At 43.8% G+C, this 18,311-nt stretch carries 13 protein-coding genes; 4 read left to right on the forward strand and 9 right to left on the reverse strand.

What is annotated here, in order from left to right:
* The 3 genes from ACED59_RS22365 to speA all read right to left on the reverse strand — a co-directional run.
* Positions 1-3,643 (reverse strand): retention module-containing protein (locus tag ACED59_RS22365; protein WP_371731381.1); only part of this gene is annotated, 3,643 nt, incomplete at its 3' end.
* Between the two features lie 725 nt (positions 3,644-4,368).
* Positions 4,369-5,295, reverse strand: a complete 927-nt coding sequence (speB, locus tag ACED59_RS22370; RefSeq protein WP_012603735.1) for an agmatinase — start codon at positions 5,293-5,295, stop codon at positions 4,369-4,371.
* Positions 5,295-7,202 carry an arginine decarboxylase gene (gene speA, locus ACED59_RS22375; RefSeq protein WP_032499900.1) on the reverse strand — a complete coding sequence of 636 codons (1,908 nt, stop codon included), beginning with the start codon at positions 7,200-7,202 and terminating at the stop codon, positions 5,295-5,297. Before speA ends, speB begins: the two co-directional genes overlap by 1 nt.
* 561 nt (positions 7,203-7,763) lie before the next feature.
* Between speA and ACED59_RS22380 the strand changes: the two genes are divergently transcribed.
* The 4 genes from ACED59_RS22380 to ACED59_RS22395 all read left to right on the forward strand — a co-directional run bounded on the left by ACED59_RS22380 (position 7,764) and on the right by ACED59_RS22395 (position 13,194).
* Positions 7,764-9,200, forward strand: a complete 1,437-nt coding sequence (locus tag ACED59_RS22380; RefSeq protein ID WP_017098226.1) for a coniferyl aldehyde dehydrogenase — start codon at positions 7,764-7,766, stop codon at positions 9,198-9,200.
* On the forward strand, positions 9,197-9,775 hold the full coding sequence (locus tag ACED59_RS22385) for a TetR/AcrR family transcriptional regulator (RefSeq protein ID WP_012603732.1): 579 nt from the start codon (positions 9,197-9,199) through the stop codon (positions 9,773-9,775). The genes ACED59_RS22380 and ACED59_RS22385 overlap by 4 nt, the downstream gene beginning before the upstream one ends.
* A 491-nt stretch (positions 9,776-10,266) precedes the next feature.
* A complete protein-coding gene (locus ACED59_RS22390; protein WP_017098227.1) occupies positions 10,267-11,841 on the forward strand; it encodes an ABC-F family ATP-binding cassette domain-containing protein in 1,575 nt (524 codons plus the stop codon).
* A gap of 114 nt (positions 11,842-11,955) precedes the next feature.
* Entirely contained in the window at positions 11,956-13,194 is a 1,239-nt protein-coding gene (locus ACED59_RS22395) for a leucine-rich repeat-containing protein kinase family protein (RefSeq protein WP_017098228.1), read from the forward strand.
* Between the two features lie 120 nt (positions 13,195-13,314).
* On the opposite strand, the gene ACED59_RS22400 is transcribed toward ACED59_RS22395, so the two are convergent.
* From ACED59_RS22400 to thrS, 6 genes are all read right to left on the reverse strand, one after another.
* Positions 13,315-13,749, reverse strand: coding sequence for a hypothetical protein (locus ACED59_RS22400; RefSeq protein ID WP_017098229.1), 435 nt, complete (start codon positions 13,747-13,749; stop codon positions 13,315-13,317).
* A 40-nt stretch (positions 13,750-13,789) separates the two neighbouring features.
* Positions 13,790-14,107, reverse strand: a complete 318-nt coding sequence (gene yqfB / locus ACED59_RS22405) for a N(4)-acetylcytidine aminohydrolase (protein ID WP_017098230.1) — start codon at positions 14,105-14,107, stop codon at positions 13,790-13,792.
* A gap of 167 nt (positions 14,108-14,274) precedes the next feature.
* The gene (rplT, locus tag ACED59_RS22410; protein ID WP_004733517.1) at positions 14,275-14,628 is read right to left on the reverse strand and encodes a 50S ribosomal protein L20; all 354 of its coding nucleotides are present in this window, start codon (positions 14,626-14,628) and stop codon (positions 14,275-14,277) included.
* A 42-nt stretch (positions 14,629-14,670) separates the two neighbouring features.
* A complete protein-coding gene (gene rpmI, locus ACED59_RS22415) occupies positions 14,671-14,865 on the reverse strand; it encodes a 50S ribosomal protein L35 (protein WP_004738430.1) in 195 nt (64 codons plus the stop codon).
* A gap of 104 nt (positions 14,866-14,969) precedes the next feature.
* The gene (gene infC, locus ACED59_RS22420; RefSeq protein WP_077680304.1) at positions 14,970-15,521 is read right to left on the reverse strand and encodes a translation initiation factor IF-3; all 552 of its coding nucleotides are present in this window, start codon (positions 15,519-15,521) and stop codon (positions 14,970-14,972) included.
* Positions 15,522-15,523: 2 nt separating this feature from the next.
* Complete coding sequence (thrS, locus tag ACED59_RS22425) at positions 15,524-17,452, reverse strand: threonine--tRNA ligase (protein ID WP_029223062.1); 1,929 nt, start codon at positions 17,450-17,452, stop codon at positions 15,524-15,526.
* Between the last annotated feature and the right edge of the window lie 859 nt (positions 17,453-18,311).

Raw genomic sequence — 18,311 nt, forward strand, 5'->3', positions numbered from 1 at the left:
CACCATCTGCACTTTGCACTGGCATCACATCGACAGTGCCTGTCGTAACAACACCTGCAGCCAAATCAGCCACCGTTGGCTCAGTAATGGTTAACGTTTGGTTTTGCATGCCTTGCACATCATCGCTAACCGTCACTTTCAATGGCGACATCAATGAATCATCACCATCACGATCGACCGCAAGTACAGGAAGCTCAAAGCTCAGATCGTTCTTTGCTTGGCCATCAGCATGATCTAATGCTTCAAGTAGAGTAAAGGTGTACTCACCCACCGTGCTGGTAGAAAAGCTAATAGTAAAGACGGGAACTTCTGGGTTGGATCCATCTTTCACAAAGCCAATGTACTGGTTGCTGTTTTGTGGATCGACACGTAACTCGACGGCTAACCCGCCCGATTTAAGCGCGTCGTTGGTGTTGAATTGAGCAGGGTCGATACGGAACTTGACTACATCATCACTTTGATTGGTAAACTGAATAATCTCAGTTTGACTCACAGGCACGGTGCTTGCTGCCGAGCCATCGGCTAGATTGGATTCTGATAGCGTGACGCTTGGAATAGTATTGATGATTGGAATATCACCATCGGTGATGGTCAAAGTAACGGTGGATGTCACCGGATCTTTATCAAAGTCACTTGACGTCACCACGATCGTCTTAACGATATCTTCGCTGCTTGTGTGGTTTAAATCGCGATTGGGTTCAAAGCGTATTTCACCTTCAAGGGTAACAAACAGTTTTCCCTCAGGCACAGTGATAAGCTGCTCTCCCGTTAAGCCCTGATTCAAGGTGTAAACGGTATTATCATACGTGATCTGGGTAATGGTCGCGCCATCAGCACTCTGATCAGGCATCACATCAATGGTGGCAGTCGTCACCTTACCAGCAGCCAAATCCGCAACCGTCGGTTCAACAATATTGAGCACACCATCTTTCATGATTTGCACATCATCACCGATGGTCATTGTAAGCGGGGAAATTTGCGAGTTATCGCCATCAGTGTCCACGGCATAAACAGGCAGTTCAAAGCTCAGGTCGTTATTTGCAAGGCCATCTTCATGATCTAACGCTTCAAGCAGCGTGAAGGTGTATTCCCCTAATGTACTTGTAGAAAAGCTAATCGTGAATACTGGGACATCAGGGTTTACCCCATCGTTAACAAAACCTATGTAAGTACCTGAGTTCTGGGGGTCTTCCTTGAGTTCAACGACAAGCCCATTCGATTTGAGCGTATCATTAGTATTGAACAAGTTTGGATCAATTCGAAAACTCGCGACATCATCACTACCGGCTGTAAACGTAATCGTTTCAGTGGCGCTAACCGCATTTCCGCTTGGCGAAGATCCATCACCAAGATTCGTTTCAGATAATGTCACTGGTGGAACTAGGTTAATTACCGGATCTTGGCCATCAGTAATACTAAGATCAAGCGTTGAGAAGCTCTCGTCGCCATCAGCATCTTCAGCTAAAAAGGCAAATTGTTTTACTATGGTTTCGCTGCTTGAGTGGTTGATATCACGAGCGACTTCAAAACTAAAATCACCATTGAGTGAAATCGTTGCAACCCCTTCTGTAAATGGGAAAGTTTGTGCCGCATCTGGGAGTAGATTTTGGTCTAACTTGTATTCGACCCCATCGTAAGACAATGATTGGATTGTCGAACCATCCGCACCCTCAAAGTTGAATAGATTATAAGAAACAACAGTATCACCCGCCAAAGTCGGTTCATCGACGGAAACGACATTATCGATGAGTTCGACCACATCATCTTTTACACTGATTAAGATCTCAGCAGCTTCTGGTGTATTTGACCCACCAGATAGTGCAGAGCGGTCGCCATCCGCGTCAACCGCGTAAATGGGCAATACAAAGGTTAGCAACTCACCTTCAGAACCTTGATGTGAAAGCGATTCGTACAGAGTAAATTCATAATTCCCCAATGATGGACTATCGACTTTAACGTCAAAGACCGTAATTCGAGATCCATTGACCTCAACATAACCTTCATACGTTCTCACACCATTGGTTTGACTAACTAACTCTAATTGAACGGCAGCACCATTGGAAACCAAGGCTCCCGCTGTATTAAATTCAGTCGGTTCAAGTTCGTAATGGTCAATAATGTCACTTTCAAAAACACTTGCTGTGATACTGCCAATACCGCCTACTGGGGTTGTTCCTTCTTGTGAGCCGCCAACAATGCCTGACTCATCAACATCGATGCCATCAACATTAATAATGAACGGGCTATCACCATCAGAGATATCAACCTTAATCGTATTCGTTACGACATCCTGGTCAAAATCGGTAACCGTGATCGGTAGAGAGAATGAAAGCGTGTCGGAGCTCACTTCTTCTATTGGTTTAAACTGTTGGAAATTATATGTGCCATCGGTATCGAGAGAGATTGTGAGAACAACCTCACCTCTCCCTTGAATAGACAGAGTGATCGTTGTTCCGTCATCAGACAGTCTTGCAACCGTATTTTGGTTATCACTGAGCAGCCCATCAAACTCTTCTAACGCACTTGCAGCAAAGACAGCAGATTGAAGTTTATCACTTCCAATATTAGAAAAAGTGCCTTCAATAGGTGCACTACTCGTTTCTACATTATTGATATTCACGCTTTCAGCAGACGGATTCACTCCGTCAAATAAAGTAACCAGCGCATTAATTGGTGATGCTATTGGGTTTCCTGCGGAGTCTTCACCTTGAATATCAAAAGCAAAGTTAATTTGATCGCCAGTATAAGAGACCTGCCCACCACCGATAGACGGAACATGATCAATAGATTGAGAAATCGTGGTGGTTAATGAGATATCGATATTATTGCCAACACTAGTAGCATCAATATCGATACGTAATACTTCGTCAGTACCTTGAACACCAACAATGGAATTCGTTACCGAGTCGTAAGTAAACGTGACAACTTGGCCGCTTGATGTAATGTCGTTATTAAGCTCACTTAGGAGTGAAGCAAGGGAGAGTGTGTCTGGGACAAAAGAATCTGGGTCTAGAGCTAAACTGCCCGCAATAATCGTTTCTGTGGTCGTAATAGATTGGGGGTAGGTATTGCCAGAAATAGAACCTTCAGTGACTGATCCGCTGATCGATTGACCACCAGCTGAACGGGTGATCGTTCTAAATTCCTCTCGAGTTTCCTCTACCTCTTCTTTCGCAAGCCCTGATGTCTCAAAGAATGTCGAGGGCTGAGTTTGAATATTATTGTATTCAATCGTAACAAAGCCAGCATTTGCAGAGCCTAGCCCTTCACCAGCAGCCGTTGCTTCCAAAATTTCAGTAGGATCGGCGCCGCCTAAAATAGCTTCTTGGATTGCCGCAATATCATCGTCAGTAAAGGCTCCGTCGTCAGATTGCTCTAAATCGAAGTTGACCTCTCCGGCGATTGGGGCATCTGCCCAAGACAATTCTTGGTCAATACATCCAACACAATTATCGCCAACCAGAACCTCACCATTTGGAGCACCCAATACAAGTTCTGCATTATTTGCGGTAATGACTATCTCATTTTCACGGATGATATCGCCAACTAGAACTTTTTTTGGGTTGCCGTCAGGTGTTACTACAACCACATCCCCACTTACTGCTTCAACAACCGCAGCTTGGCGCGAAACCTCAATATCCATATATCCCCCGTTATCACAAGCACTCTTATCTAGAGCTGTACAAATTATTTTTGTTAATCATTACAGGCTTTACTCAAATTCATACTTACCCCTCATCAATGGCCAATCTTTTGTTGTGCCTCTTCGAGTTGAAAAGAGATAAGTATTTAACCTGTTTTTTTTATAGTTTACTTACTGTTAAGCCTAGTCTTCCCCATAAAAAATGCCATGTCTGTGCTAAGAGACTCCTTTTCACAAATTCACTTATTCTCTATGGATTTCTAAAACACAAATTAAACGTTAGTAGTGCATTGATTTATATGCAAATAAACTCACAGCGATGTTACATCTCTTTAATCCTATAAAGATATACAGGAATAAAGTAGATAAATCATGAGCGAATATAAGACATTGCTTGAGGCAAACGATGTGATAGCAATAAAGCAGAGAGTAGTCCCAAACTTGAGACAATGTTCAGCACAAAGCGGATGAAAAACCATTTATTAAGCGTATATTTCGCCAATTTCATATATGCCCATCAACATATTAAGGTGCTATGGAGGAACAATAGTCATGACTTATCATTGGATATACACATATCAAAAGGAATACGTTTTAGGACAAAACAATAGATACAAAAAAGCCGCCCGAGTTTAACTCGGGCGGCTTTTAGAAGATCATGTACCGCAATATGGTGTTTATCTGTAAAACGAGATTGTCACGTTCAACATGGCTCGCTAACTATTTTATTTTGTTAAACGATTTGCCGTCCAAACGTAAAGCAGCTCAAGTGCGATAGTTGCACCAGCTAGAGCGGTAATTTCGCTTTGGTCATAGGCTGGAGACACTTCTACTACATCCATACCAACCATGTTAATACCTTGTAAGCCACGGATGATTTTGAGCACTTTATCTGAATTCAAACCACCACACACTGGTGTCCCAGTACCCGGAGCAAACGCAGGGTCTAGACAGTCAATATCAAACGTTACATAAACAGGTTTGTCGCCAACAATACCTTTTACTTGAGCAATGATCTCATCCACGCTCATGTCATTCGCTTGCATCGCATTAATAACATTAAAGCCGTGACCTTCCTGCTTATACTCTGTACGAATACCTATTTGCACAGAATGCTCAGGCGAGATTAGCCCCTCATTTGGCGCATGGTAGAACATGGTGCCGTGATCGTAACGACTGCCCTGACTGTAAGTATCAGTGTGCGCGTCAAAATGAATCAGAGCCATCTCACCGTACTTCTTGCCGTATGCTCTTAGCAAAGGCAGTGTAATGAAGTGATCGCCACCTAAACCTAACAGTGTTTTACCACTGTTTAGAATCGCATCAGCGGCTGCTTCTAAACGCTGAGTTAAGTCTTCAGCATCACCGCAATCAAACACAAGATCGCCAGCATCAATCACCGAGGTGTGTTCAAATACATTGAAGTCCCAAGGGAATTTTTTGCCTTCCCACGCCAAGTTTACCGACGCACGACGAATCGCATCAGGCCCCATGCGAGCACCCGGGCGGCCTGATGTCGCCATATCTAACGGCGCGCCCAACACAACCACGTCAGCGTCGTTATCGATTGGGTTCTGCACCAGTGGACGACGCATAAACGTCATCGCATTGGAATACAGCGAGTAATCTGGTTTGGTAAATAGATCGTTCATTAAAAATCCTCAAGATAGGTGTAACCCATCAAGCCTTGCTCTAACTCTTCAAGTACGCTTTGCTGCTCTTGTGCTGGTACTTTCGCCGTGACCAAATCTTTGTAGTTCTGACGAATCAGATCCGTATCAATGTGAACATAACGCATCATGTCTTCAACCGTATCGCCTTCATTGATGTAGTCGATATTCGCTTGGCCACTTTCATCAACATTCACCACTACACTGTGGGTATCACCAAATAGGTTATGCATATCACCCAAGATCTCTTGGTATGCGCCTACTAAGAAAAAGCCCATCAGGTATGGTTCATCTGGGTTCCATGCAGGAACTGGCAGAGTCGTTTCAATACCTTGGCCATCAACATACTGGTCAATCGTACCGTCAGAATCACAAGTAATATCCAGTACTACAGCGCGTCGCTCGTCCGCATTATCCAAACCACTTAGAGGCAATACAGGGAACACCTGATCGATACCCCAAGCATCTGGCAACGATTGGAACAGCGAGAAGTTCACGAAGAACTTGTCGGCTAAACGCTCGCTCAACTCGTCCAAAATTGGACGGTGATAACGGTTCTTAGTGCTCATACGAGAACTAAGTTCATAGTTAATACGCAAAGACATCTGCTCTGCCCAAGCACGGTGCTGAAGATTCAGCATGCCTGTGGCAAATTGATTGTGCGCTTCTGCGATATCACTCTGCGTGTCGTTGTAGATCTCAATCAGCGCGCGGTCATCATTACCCGCATCTAGCTCTAAGAAATTCTTCCACATGTTGTTTAGCAACATTGGTGCGTCAGCTTCTGGAGCCGCCATATCTTCCGGAGAATAGCTTTCTGTACCGATCACGTTAGTAACAAGCACAGCGTGATGCGCAGTCAACGAACGACCAGATTCAGAAATGATCACAGGTTGCGGCTGATTGTAGAGCTTACAAATATCCCCTACTGTCATTACGATGTTGCGAGCGTACTCAAGCAAGCCGTAGTTCATTGAGTTTGAAGACTGGCTACGTGTGCCGTCGTAATCAACCGCCAAACCACCACCAACATCTAAGTACTTCAATTGAGCACCGATATCGCGCAGTTCACAGTAGAAACGAGCCGCTTCGCTCACACCATTTCGTACATCACGAATATTCGCCATTTGCGAGCCAAGGTGGAAGTGTACTAGCTCTAGAACATCCAGTTGATCTTCTGCTTTCAAGCGTTCAATAACGGTCAATACTTGTGATGCAGACAAACCGAATTTCGACTTCTCACCACCACTTGCTTGCCATTTACCTACACCTTGAGATGCAAGACGAATGCGTAGACCTAAACGAGGTTTCACGCCAAGCGCTTTTGCTTCAGAAAGGACAAGATCAAGCTCTGACAACTTCTCTAGAACGATAAATACTTTGTGGCCTAGCTTTTCGCCAATAAGCGCAAGACGGATGTATTCTCTGTCTTTGTAACCGTTACACACGATCACAGAGCTCGCTTTTTGAGCCAGTGCCAATACCGCTAATAGTTCAGGCTTGCTGCCCGCCTCTAAACCAAGCTGCTTCTGCTCTAATTGAGCTTGGCTCGCTAAGATCTCGTCAACCACTTCTTTCTGTTGGTTAACTTTAATCGGGTAAACAAGTAGGTAACGGTTATCGTACTGATATTCGTCGATCGCTTGGTTGAATGCGTTACAGATATTGTGCACACGTTGATGCACTATTTGAGGAAAACGCACAAGAGCAGGCAAACCAATATTTCTCTGCTCTAACTGTTTTACGATCTGACTTAGCGGAACTTGATGATCGGTTTCGCTCGGTGATACATACACCTCACCATTATCATCAATTCCATAAAAACCTTGGCTCCAGTGCTTTACATTATACTCAGCACGGATGCGTTCCAAATTAACCGAATTTTCCAATTCTAGAGACCTCACACTATAGGGCCATCGACAGAAGATACCTCATTGGAATAGCGAGGTAGAACCCAACAAAAAACGTTCGAAAACGATTTGTTGGCTGCATTAACCGATATTATTAAGAGTGAGTCCAACCATTGATATTTGTGGTTACGATTACGTTTTTTTATCGTCGACCCGACTTAAAGTGACAGGTAAGGTATTACAAGGTTTTAGGCCAAAAAACAGGCTGAAGTGCATTAGATTTAAAGCACTTTCTAACAAAGAATCAGGTGAATAAAATACCAAAGACACATAAAATTCTTAGCTAACCTGGTCAAGTTAAGTCAGGGTTGTGACAAATATGCGCACTTCCCAATCTGAACTCTCGCTATCACAAACACAACTTGTATCCCGTAATTCGATACCTATAAACACTTCGTTCTTCCAACTAAAACTCGCTCACTTCAATGTTGTAGCCGCTCAATTATTGAACTTTTCTCGTGCATATCTTGTATTCGATTCGATCTTCTTGTAAACTCAACTGACCGACCAATCGGTCAGCCTTAGAATTTAGGGGATACTATGAGCCATAATCTAGACCTTGAACCAACCACGTCGAACATCAACGACATGGATCAAACATTCAACCGACAAAAAAATCACTACCGCAGTAATGTTAATCCAACGCTTGAGCAGAGAAGAAAAAACCTCTCGGAATTAAAAGCGTTGCTAATGCGCTACCAAGGGCAATTGATTGATGCGGTGTCTGAAGATTATGGCCATCGAGCAAAACACGACAGCTTGATTGCTGATATCACCCCTTCTCTTCACCAGATCAATTACAGCCTGAAGAACCTTAAGAAATGGTTGAAGCCATCTCGCAGAAAAGCAGGCTTAATGCTGACACCCGCGAAGATCACCGTTCATTATCAGCCAGTGGGTGTTGTCGGTATCATTGTTCCTTGGAACTTCCCGGTGATGCTCTCTTTAGGGCCCCTCATCACTGCGTTGGCGGCAGGTAATACTGCAATGCTCAAGATGTCTGAGTTCACTCCAGCGACCAACCGAGTTTTAAAAGCGATGTTGGCTGAGGGTTTTAACGAAGATCAGGTTGCGATTATAGAAGGTGAAGCTGACGTTTCCGCGAAATTTAGCCAACTCCCGTTTGATCATATTCTATTCACAGGGTCAACCTCTGTGGGTAAGCACGTAATGAGAGCAGCTGCCAACAACTTAACGCCAGTAACTTTGGAATTGGGCGGTAAGTCTCCAACGATTATTGCCCCTGACTTTGATGTGGCTGACGCCGTTGAACGCATCCTGTTTGCAAAAAGCTTAAACGCTGGCCAGATTTGCGTGGCACCCGATTACATCTTATTGCCACGAGAAAAAGCCGACGCGTTCATCACAGCTTATAAGCAGTACTTCAAAAAGCTGTATAAAGCCGGTATTGAAAGCAAAGACTTAACCTCAGTGATCGATATGCGCCAATACAATCGTTTGAAGGGTGTGATTGCAGATGCTCAGTCTAAAGGTGCGGTTATTCACACTGTCACCGAGCAATCACAAGACGATGTGAACCACAGAATGACGCCACACCTTCTAACCGAAGTGAACGACGACATGGTCGCGATGCAAGAAGAGTTGTTTGGCCCTATTCTGCCTATCGTGCCTTATGACTCTATTGAAGAAGCGATCAGCTACATCACAGCAAGAGAACGTCCGCTTGCTTTGTACCTGATGAGTCATGATAAGCAGACTCAAGATCTAATCTTATCGAGCACGCACTCTGGCGGCGTGTGTATTAATGATTCTTTGGTGCATGTGGCTGCAGAAGACGCGCCGTTCGGTGGTATAGGCCCTTCAGGCATGGGACACTACCATGGCATTGAAGGCTTTAAGACCTTTAGTCATGCTAAAACCGTTCTAAGTAGAGGTAAAATTAACTTCACCAAGTTAATGCACCCTCCTTACAACAACCCAATTAAAAAGATTCTGTTCAAAGTACTCAATAGATGATCACTAAAAGACAAAAAATCCTAGATGCTGCACTCCTGCTTTTTTCTCAGCAAGGGCTAGAGGGCACATCTACAGGACAAATAGCGAAAACAGCAGGCGTCGCAAAAGCGACACTGTTTCATCACTTTGAGAACAAGTCTCTACTGATTGATGAACTGTTTCGTGAACTGAAAATAGAGCTATTTTCTACCCTTGACCAGCACACAGAAATCGCTGAACAAGATCGCTACCAAGCCTTTAAGTTCATGTGGATTACAGGGCTTGAATGGGCTTTAAAAAATCCAGTTGCGATGAAGTTTTTCACCAATGTTCATTTCGACCCGACGACTCAAACTCGAGAAGTGATTGTTTCAAAGATGTTCGCATCGTTAGACGAGATCATTTTGAAAGGACAAGAAACTGGTGAGCTGATGGTGTTAGACATCAACCTTGTTAGGCACTTCATCCACAGCCACTTTTTGATTTGTGCAAACTGGTTGATTGAGCAGAATGAGTTACCACCAGAGCAGTCAGCCAAGTACATCAGCGATAGCTTTGACATGTGCTGGCGAGCTGTCGGCGGACGAAACCTGTAATTTTCAAATTCTTTGAAGCTCTTGCTTTAAAAGAACACTCTAAAGCTCCTCATGGTTATATCTATATATAGGCATGAGGCGCTTTAATTATTTGGATACATTTTAATCACATCACCATATTGACTTTAAGCAGTCTCTTTCAGTAACATCCCACCATCATTTCAAAAGAGCATAACGCCATAATGAAGTACTAACATCCTGACATCCGATTTATTTTTATAAAAATCATTTGGACACTCGGGGTTAGTGGGCGTTACTTCGTCATCTATTTTCGCGACAAATCAAGTTCTTAAAGATCCGTCTTTTGACAACATGTATCTTGCAGAACTGTACCTCAAAGACAGAAATTATCTCAGCGCAGCTTTCTATCTTTGATTGGTCATCTACCTAAGTAACGTCTTGGCGATCTATTCTTAGACTCCCATGTTGGTGTCTATGTAGAAAAGCGCCTCACCCCTTTTACTCGTTTACACGTAAAGGGAGGTATTTTTATGCCTACTATATTAGCCAACAATCTCTCATTCCAACTCGATACTGGTGAGTGGTTATTCAAAGACATCACCTTTAATCTGAACACGCGCCTTACAGGTCTAGTTGGAAGAAATGGAGCTGGGAAGTCACTACTGCTTTCGTTACTGGTCGGGCAAACACAACCCACATCAGGCAGTGTTTCCAGACAAGGCTCGATCGGCTTTTACTCCCAGTTGCCTTCAAAGCTATTGGATAGTACAACCAGCATTGCTGACTTCTTGGGGATCACCGAAAAGTTAGACGCATTACATGCCATAGAACAAGGCAGCTGCGAACTTCAGCACTTCAATATCGTTGGCGAGGATTGGGATTTACAAGCGAACACAAAGCAACTTTTAGCCACATTGAAAATAACCAGTGGATTAACCACACCGTGCCATACATTGAGCGGCGGGCAGCTATCCCTATTGCAGCTTCATCGCTTATTCGTATCACACTACGACATACTGATTCTCGACGAACCGACAAACCATTTGGATAGCGACGGGCGCAATTGGTTACTAGAACAGTGCCAGTTGTTTGAAGGAAAAGTACTTGTCGTCAGTCACGATCGAAGCTTGTTGAGACACATGGAAGGGATCTATCACCTCAACAGTTTGGGCATGCGTTTCTATAAAGGGAATTACGATGATTACTTCACGCAAATGTCGAGTCAAAGTGAAGTACTGGACAAGCAGATAACGCATCATCAATCGGAAAAGAAACGACTCGAGCGCCAAGCTCAGACTAACAAGGAAAAAGCACAACAACGTGAATCTCAAGGTAACCGACTCCGAAAATCAGGTAGCCAACCCAAGATATTATTGGATGCAATGAAAGATAAAGCAGGACGAACCCAAGGAGCATCGGCAACAAGCCACAGGAACTTAAAGGATCAAAACCAACATAAGCTTCAATCTCTTAAAGAACAGCAAGAGCAACTGAAGCCGCAAGCGTTGTACCTACAACAAGCGAATCGTTCTAAAAAACACTCACTATTAACCGTTGAAGAGTGTCGCATGAGTTTTGGTTCTGGTGCTCCTATTAGCTTCTCTCTATCACAAGGGGAACGATGTTATCTAACTGGGGCTAATGGGTGCGGAAAATCGACTCTGTTAAAAGCCATTCATGGCCAGCACTCGAACTATATCGGATCCATTAAGCGCTTAGGAGCGACCGTATACTTGGATCAACACTTTGGCCTGTTAGACACCAACGACACCATGTTCGATAGTTTGATGACACACAGCTTTGGGTTAACAGAAAGTGACGCTCGAACCTTGTTGGCAGGGATTGGGTTCAGACGAGACTCTGTATACCGAAAAGTGGCTCATTTAAGTGGTGGTGAAAAAATGAAACTGGCGATGTTGATCGTTAGCCATAAGCAAGACACCCCGCTTTTATTACTCGATGAACCGGACAACCATCTAGACATCGACTCAAAACAAATATTGGCATCCGCTTTGCGTGAATACCAAGGCGCATTTATCTTGGTGAGTCATGACAGCGACTTTGTTGAGGAGGTCGGCGTCAGCCAAAATCATATACGACTTTAACCTTCGTAAATTCGTTCACTTAGCTTAGTTAAGCGAGCATCGTTCCGGTGCTCGCCTTTCTCGATTGAGACAAGTAAACTACACGCCTCGAACATCTATTCATAAGGCTAAGGTTTGCATACTCTAGAACAACTTAAATCAGGGCAACTTAAAGGGATTAAGCACTTAAAACTGTCAGCAGAGCTCACTGAATTTCCATTAGAGATCTTAGAGCTTGCCGATTCTCTAGAGGTTCTAGACCTTTATGGAAACCAACTATCAAGCTTACCAGACGAGCTATCACAGCTGACTAACCTGCGTATCATCTTCGCGTCGAATAACCTGTTCACGCACCTTCCTGATGTTCTAGGTACTCTTCCTAAGCTCGAAATGGTTGGCTTCAAATCTAATCAAATTAAAACCGTTAGCGAGCAGTCTCTACCTATTCAACTACGTTGGTTAATCCTGACCGACAATGAGATCGAGGTTCTGCCTAGCTCGCTAGGTGAAAGACCACGACTACAGAAACTGGCATTAGCAGGCAACAAGATTCGCGTTTTGCCAGAAAGCATGGAAAACCTATCAAACCTTGAACTGGTTCGTCTGTCTGCAAACCAACTGACTGAATTCCCAGAGTTCCTTATCAAGCTACCAAAACTGGCTTGGTTAGCGTTTGCGGGTAACCCATTTTGCAAACATCCAAGTAGCTTAGATAGCGTGCCTGCCGTAAGCTCGCAATGCTACTCACTCAATCAAGTGCTGGGCCAAGGTGCGTCTGGTGTAATTTCTCATGCTAACTGGTTAAACGGTGACTTTGATTTCCCACAAGAAGTGGCGGTTAAAGTATTCAAAGGCGAAGTGACCAGTGACGGTTACCCACATGATGAACTTGAAGCATGTCTTCAAGCAGGCCAACATAGCAACCTAGTGAAGTCTATCGCACAAGTTGATGAAGAGAACTACCTAGCATTGGTGATGGAGCTTATCCCGAGCAACTACTACAACCTAGGTTTGCCCCCTACTCTTGAAAGCTGCACTCGCGATACCTTCAACGAAGGCTTCGAGCTTTCAATTGCTAAGATCAATAGTATTACAGAGCAGATGATTGATGTGTTTGAACACCTTCATGCCAACAAAGTTTGTCATGGTGATCTATACGCACACAACACTTTGGTTAACGAGCAAGGTCAGATGATCTTTGGTGACTTCGGAGCAGCAACTATCTACGGTTATCTGACTGAAGAGCAGCAACAAGGCATTCGTCGAATTGAAGCGCGTGCATTGAAGTACTTTATTGAAGACCTACTGACGGTTTGTGCAAAGCAAGATCAAGACAGCGAGCTTTATACTCAACTGGCGAACTTCGAAGCTTAATGGCGTGTTGATTGGAAGTAATCGGTCGAATTGAAAACAACAAAGCCAACATCACTGTTGGCTTTTTTATTCTTGGAATATCACTTATTCTAATGGACAAGCAAGGTCGGCTAAAAGGGATTAACGCTCAGCCTGCACCAATTTCAGATACGAATGCAGCTCACCATTTTTATATTCCACCGCAGAGTGAATATTGAGATCAGCACGAGCCACAACAGTAAACTGGTAGCGATTCTCGCCCTTCAAAATCTCGACGTGTAACAACCCATCTTTTAGTTGCCACTGCCCTGTTGTTTCAAATCGATCGAACAAACGATATTCCGTTAGACTACCATCAGAATGAAAGTGAACCTCGGTAATGTACCCTGCTGGGCAACTTTTTACCCAAGTCCGCCCTAAGACATCTTCTTCAACAAAGTTTCTTTTGCTCTCGCACCACTTTAAATAATCGGCACTCTCGCTCAGTTCGCTATCAAGGTCATTCTTAGACAGTAACGTTTGCGCTTGCTGTTCACGACAGTAAAGCTGAAGCAGTGTCTGCTGGTTATTACTCATTAATCGCCATCCCTAGCTAGTCAATCTAATCCAATCAGGCTTAAGCTACCAACTCATAAGAGACAACATACAGTTCAGAGATCCCTGGGTAGATATCTTGAATCACATCCTTGAGGACATCTAGCGTCATGTTCTCTTGCTGAGCATGGAATTCACCTAAGTCATCAAACAAGATTGGTTCTACGCTAATGATCTTAAGATTACAGAATACACGTCCCTGCTCTAGCGTTGATACTTCTACAACACTGCCCGGCTGGTAATCGCGCTCAGATTCATCACGAATCGTAATGGTCTTTTTGCCTGAAAGGATATCGGCTTCAAAACGTTCAAAGAACGTCATAGTAGTAGGTGAGGTCATTTATCTCGGTCGCTTAACATTAGAGGTTAGGTAGATGTTTATATACCAGAATGCTTGTTCAAGCGAATAAAAATTAGATGCGAGAGAATGCGGCAAAGCCAAATAGCAGGCAATAAAAAAGGAGAACCGAAGTTCTCCTTTTATTAAACCTTTAAGCTAACTCTAAATTATAGAGATGCTTTCGCTTTTTCAACTAGAACAGCAAATGCTGCTTTGTCGAATACTGCGATGTCAGCAAGAATCTTACGGTCGATCTCGATAGATGCTTTCTTAAGGCCATTGATGAAACGGCTGTAAGATAGACCATTTTGACGAGATGCCGCGTTGATACGTGCAATCCAAAGTTGACGGAATTGACGTTTCTTGTTGCGACGGTCACGGTAAGCGTATTGACCAGCTTTGGTAACTGCTTGGAAAGCTACGCGGTAAACACGTGAACGTGCTCCGTAGTAACCTTTAGCTTGTTTTAGAACTTTCTTATGACGTGCACGAGCTTGTACACCACGTTTTACGCGAGGCATTATGCTTCTCCTAAACTAAACGAATTTATAAACTAAAAAGAATTAAGCGTATGGCATCATACGTAGAACTTGAGCAACTTCACATTTAGGAAGGATCGAGTTCGGACGTAGCTGACGCTTGTTCTTAGTAGTACGCTTAGTCAGGATGTGACGTTTACCAGCGTGCTTAAACTTAATACCACCAGCAGTTTTCTGGAAACGCTTAGCAGCACCTTTGTTGGTTTTCATCTTAGGCATGATGAATAACTCCGCATTGTTGAGTTGTTAATAACATAGTAATTAGGGCGAATAAAACCCCGCAACCTGAGGCTGCAGGGTTTAATTACTTGCAAAGCCGTTAATTACTTCTTTTTAGGGGCCAACACCATGATCATCTGGCGACCTTCAATTCTCGTTGGGAAAGATTCGACAACTGCAAATTCTTCAGTATCTACTTTCAAACGATTAAGAACGTCAACACCGATTTCTTGGTGAGCCATTTCGCGGCCACGGAAGCGAATTGTTACCTTCACTTTGTTGCCGTCTTCAAGGAAACCAGTCAGGTTGCGTAGTTTTACCTGATAGTCTCCAATATCAGTTCCAGGTCGGAATTTAATTTCCTTGATCTGAACCTGCTTTTGCTTTTTCTTCTGCTCTTTCGCAGCTTTGCTCTTCTCGAAGAGGAACTTACCGTAGTCCATCACACGACAAACTGGCGGCTCGGCGTTAGGGCTGATCTCTACAAGATCCATACCAGCTTCATTTGCAGCTTCCATCGCTTCAGCGATTGTTACTACACCAACAGCTTCGCCGTCTGCGCCAGTTAGACGCACTTCACGAACGCCACGAATGTCACCGTTTAAACGGTGCTGGTTTTGTTTGGCCGGTTGTTGGCCACGTCTTCCGCCTTTAATAGCTATTCCTCCAGATTGAGCTTACGGCTTGAAACCTCGGCTTGGATGTATGAAATAAAGTCATCCACTTTAAATTTGCCAAGGTCCTTACCTTTACGTGTACGTACTGCAATTTCGCCGGCTTCCATTTCTTGGTCACCACACACAAGCATGAACGGTACACGTTTCAAAGTATGTTCGCGGATTTTAAAGCCAATCTTCTCATTTCTCAAGTCTGCTTTGACTCTAAATCCACTTTTTTGCAGTTTTTTCGCAATTTCTTGTACATATTCAGACTGTTTGTCTGTAATGCCCATAACAATTGCTTGTTCTGGCGCCAACCACGTTGGGAAGAAGCCAGCGTATTCTTCAATAAGAATACCGATGAAGCGTTCTAGTGAACCTAAAATCGCGCGGTGAATCATAACTGGCGTGTGACGCTCGTTATCTTCACCTACGTAAGTTGCACCTAAACGTTCTGGTAATGCAAAATCGAGCTGCACTGTACCACATTGCCATGCACGGTCCAAACAATCATGCAAAGTAAATTCAATCTTAGGTCCGTAGAACGCGCCCTCGCCTTCTTGAATCTCGTATGCAATCTCCATCGCCTCAAGCGCTTGCTTAAGATCGGCCTCTGCACGGTCCCACATTTCGTCTGAACCTACACGCTGTTCTGGACGAGTAGATAGCTTAACAACGATGTTTTCGAAACCGAAAGTTGTGTAAGTATCGTAAACCATTTCAATACAAGCTTTAACTTCTTGTTGAACTTGGTCTTCAGTACAGAATACGTGAGCATCATCTTGAGTGAAGCCACGAACACGCATAATGCCGTGAAGTGCGCCAGACGGCTCGTTACGGTGACATGAGCCAAACTCAGCCATACGTAGCGGTAGATCACGGTAAGATTTCAAACCTTGATTAAAGATTTGAACGTGACCAGGACAGTTCATTGGCTTGATCGCGTATTCACGGTTCTCTGAAGAAGTCGTGAACATCGCTTCAGCGTACTTATCCCAGTGACCAGAACGTTCCCAAAGAACACGGTCCATCATTAATGGGCCTTTTACTTCCTGGTAATCGTACTCAGTCAGCTTCTGACGAATAAATACTTCTAGCTCACGGAAGATAGTCCAACCGTTGTGATGCCAGAACACCATGCCTGGTGCTTCTTGCTGCATGTGGAATAGATCTAAGTGCTTACCGATTTTACGGTGATCACGCTTAGCCGCTTCTTCTAGGCGCACTAGGTGAGCCTTAAGCGCTTTCTTGTCATGGAATGCAGTGCCGTAGATACGTTGAAGCATCTTGTTGTCACTGTTACCACGCCAGTAAGCACCTGCTACGTTAAGTAGTGTGAAGTGTTGGCAGAAGCCCATATGTGGAACGTGGGGACCACGACACATATCGATGTATTCTTCATGATGGTACAGGCCTGGACGATCGTCTTTAGAAACGTTCTCATCCAAGATTTCGATTTTGTAAGTCTCGCCGCGAGCTTCGAATGCGTCACGCGCTTCCTGCCAGCTAACTTTCTTCTTAACAACCTGATACTTGGTCTTCGCTAGCTCTTTCATACGCTTTTCAATCTTTTCTAGATCTTCTTGCGTTAGAGAGTGCTCAAGGTCGATATCGTAGTAGAAACCGTTATCAATAGTAGGACCGATCGCCATTTTCGCTTCTGGAAAAAGCTGCTTAATCGCGTGACCTAAAAGGTGAGCACAAGAGTGACGAACGATCTCAAGGCCATCAACTTCATCTTTAGCTGTGATGATTTCTAGGCTTGCATCGTTTTCGATAAGATCACAAGCATCAACACGCTCGCCATCTACACGACCAGCAATGGTTGCTTTCGCAAGACCAGGACCGATTGATAGGGCAACATCTAGAGTTGATACAGGGTTGTCAAATTGACGCTGACTACCGTCAGGAAGAGTAATAATTGGCATTATTTGTCCTTTACAGTGGTGTTGCACACCAAGCAACACATGAAAATTATTTAATATATTTAATTCAAAAAGTTAGATAACTTGATGGGGATATATGTAAGATTTGGTACAAATTCAGGTACAAATACAGATGCACCCTCATTTATTCCAAAGGTATTGTAACGAATTAACATGAAATGACAATAATGTACTTAAGGCAAAGCACGATAACGAAGCTCACATACCTATGAAGCCAATAGTCGAAGGTATGGATTAGATTGGAGCTATCAATCACGAAAACTAGCTAGCAATAAAAATATTAGGATGTTGCTATTATAGCAACCCCCTCTATTGATAAGCACAACCCAGTTATCTGCATCCCACTTCGAAAACTCTTTGGCTGGCTCCAAACGCTTCAACCTAATCGAATCCGTAATGAAATCGCGACAAAGTACTCCAACCTCAAAACGAATGTGATGATGTTCTTTGGCGATACTGGAACAACGAAACCAACGAGCTCACAGCTCCAACGCCAACCAATGTTTCAACCAAGCTTTTAATGACGTTAGAAAATGGCCGCGTGATCGGCACTGTTCCAGTTGGTAATGATGTAATGGTATTTGAGCGTTCAAGACTTCCGGAACTGCTACGTGAGCCAGGTTATTTTTCTATTGAGGATTATGCGAAGATTGCAGAGACAGCGAATTCTAGGTTGGCAGAATTGTTGACAGTTAAGGGAAAGAGTTGGTGAGTTAAAGTAGATAAAGGCGCCGCTTGGCGCCTTGGTCGTTTGCTATATGTTGAAAGTTAAGTGGCTACTTTATATTGATCTGCTCCAGTAAGACTGGACACCGCATTAAGCGACATATTGTTTTTCAAA

It is taken from the genome of Vibrio sp. FF266, from assembly GCF_041439695.1.
Lineage (GTDB): Bacteria > Pseudomonadota > Gammaproteobacteria > Enterobacterales > Vibrionaceae > Vibrio > Vibrio tasmaniensis_A.

What these genes read in the sequence shown, in the direction of transcription:
- ACED59_RS22390 (WP_017098227.1), top strand. Translation starts at nt 10,267, where the DNA reads ATGCCTACTATATTAGCCAACAATCTCTCATTCCAACTCGATACTGGT.
- ACED59_RS22400 (WP_017098229.1), bottom strand. Translation starts at nt 13,749, where the DNA reads ATGAGTAATAACCAGCAGACACTGCTTCAGCTTTACTGTCGTGAACAG.
- yqfB (WP_017098230.1), bottom strand. Translation starts at nt 14,107, where the DNA reads ATGACCTCACCTACTACTATGACGTTCTTTGAACGTTTTGAAGCCGAT.
- ACED59_RS22380 (WP_017098226.1), top strand. Translation starts at nt 7,764, where the DNA reads ATGAGCCATAATCTAGACCTTGAACCAACCACGTCGAACATCAACGAC.
- thrS (WP_029223062.1), bottom strand. Translation starts at nt 17,452, where the DNA reads ATGCCAATTATTACTCTTCCTGACGGTAGTCAGCGTCAATTTGACAAC.
- rpmI (WP_004738430.1), bottom strand. Translation starts at nt 14,865, where the DNA reads ATGCCTAAGATGAAAACCAACAAAGGTGCTGCTAAGCGTTTCCAGAAA.
- rplT (WP_004733517.1), bottom strand. Translation starts at nt 14,628, where the DNA reads ATGCCTCGCGTAAAACGTGGTGTACAAGCTCGTGCACGTCATAAGAAA.
- speB (WP_012603735.1), bottom strand. Translation starts at nt 5,295, where the DNA reads ATGAACGATCTATTTACCAAACCAGATTACTCGCTGTATTCCAATGCG.
- ACED59_RS22385 (WP_012603732.1), top strand. Translation starts at nt 9,197, where the DNA reads ATGATCACTAAAAGACAAAAAATCCTAGATGCTGCACTCCTGCTTTTT.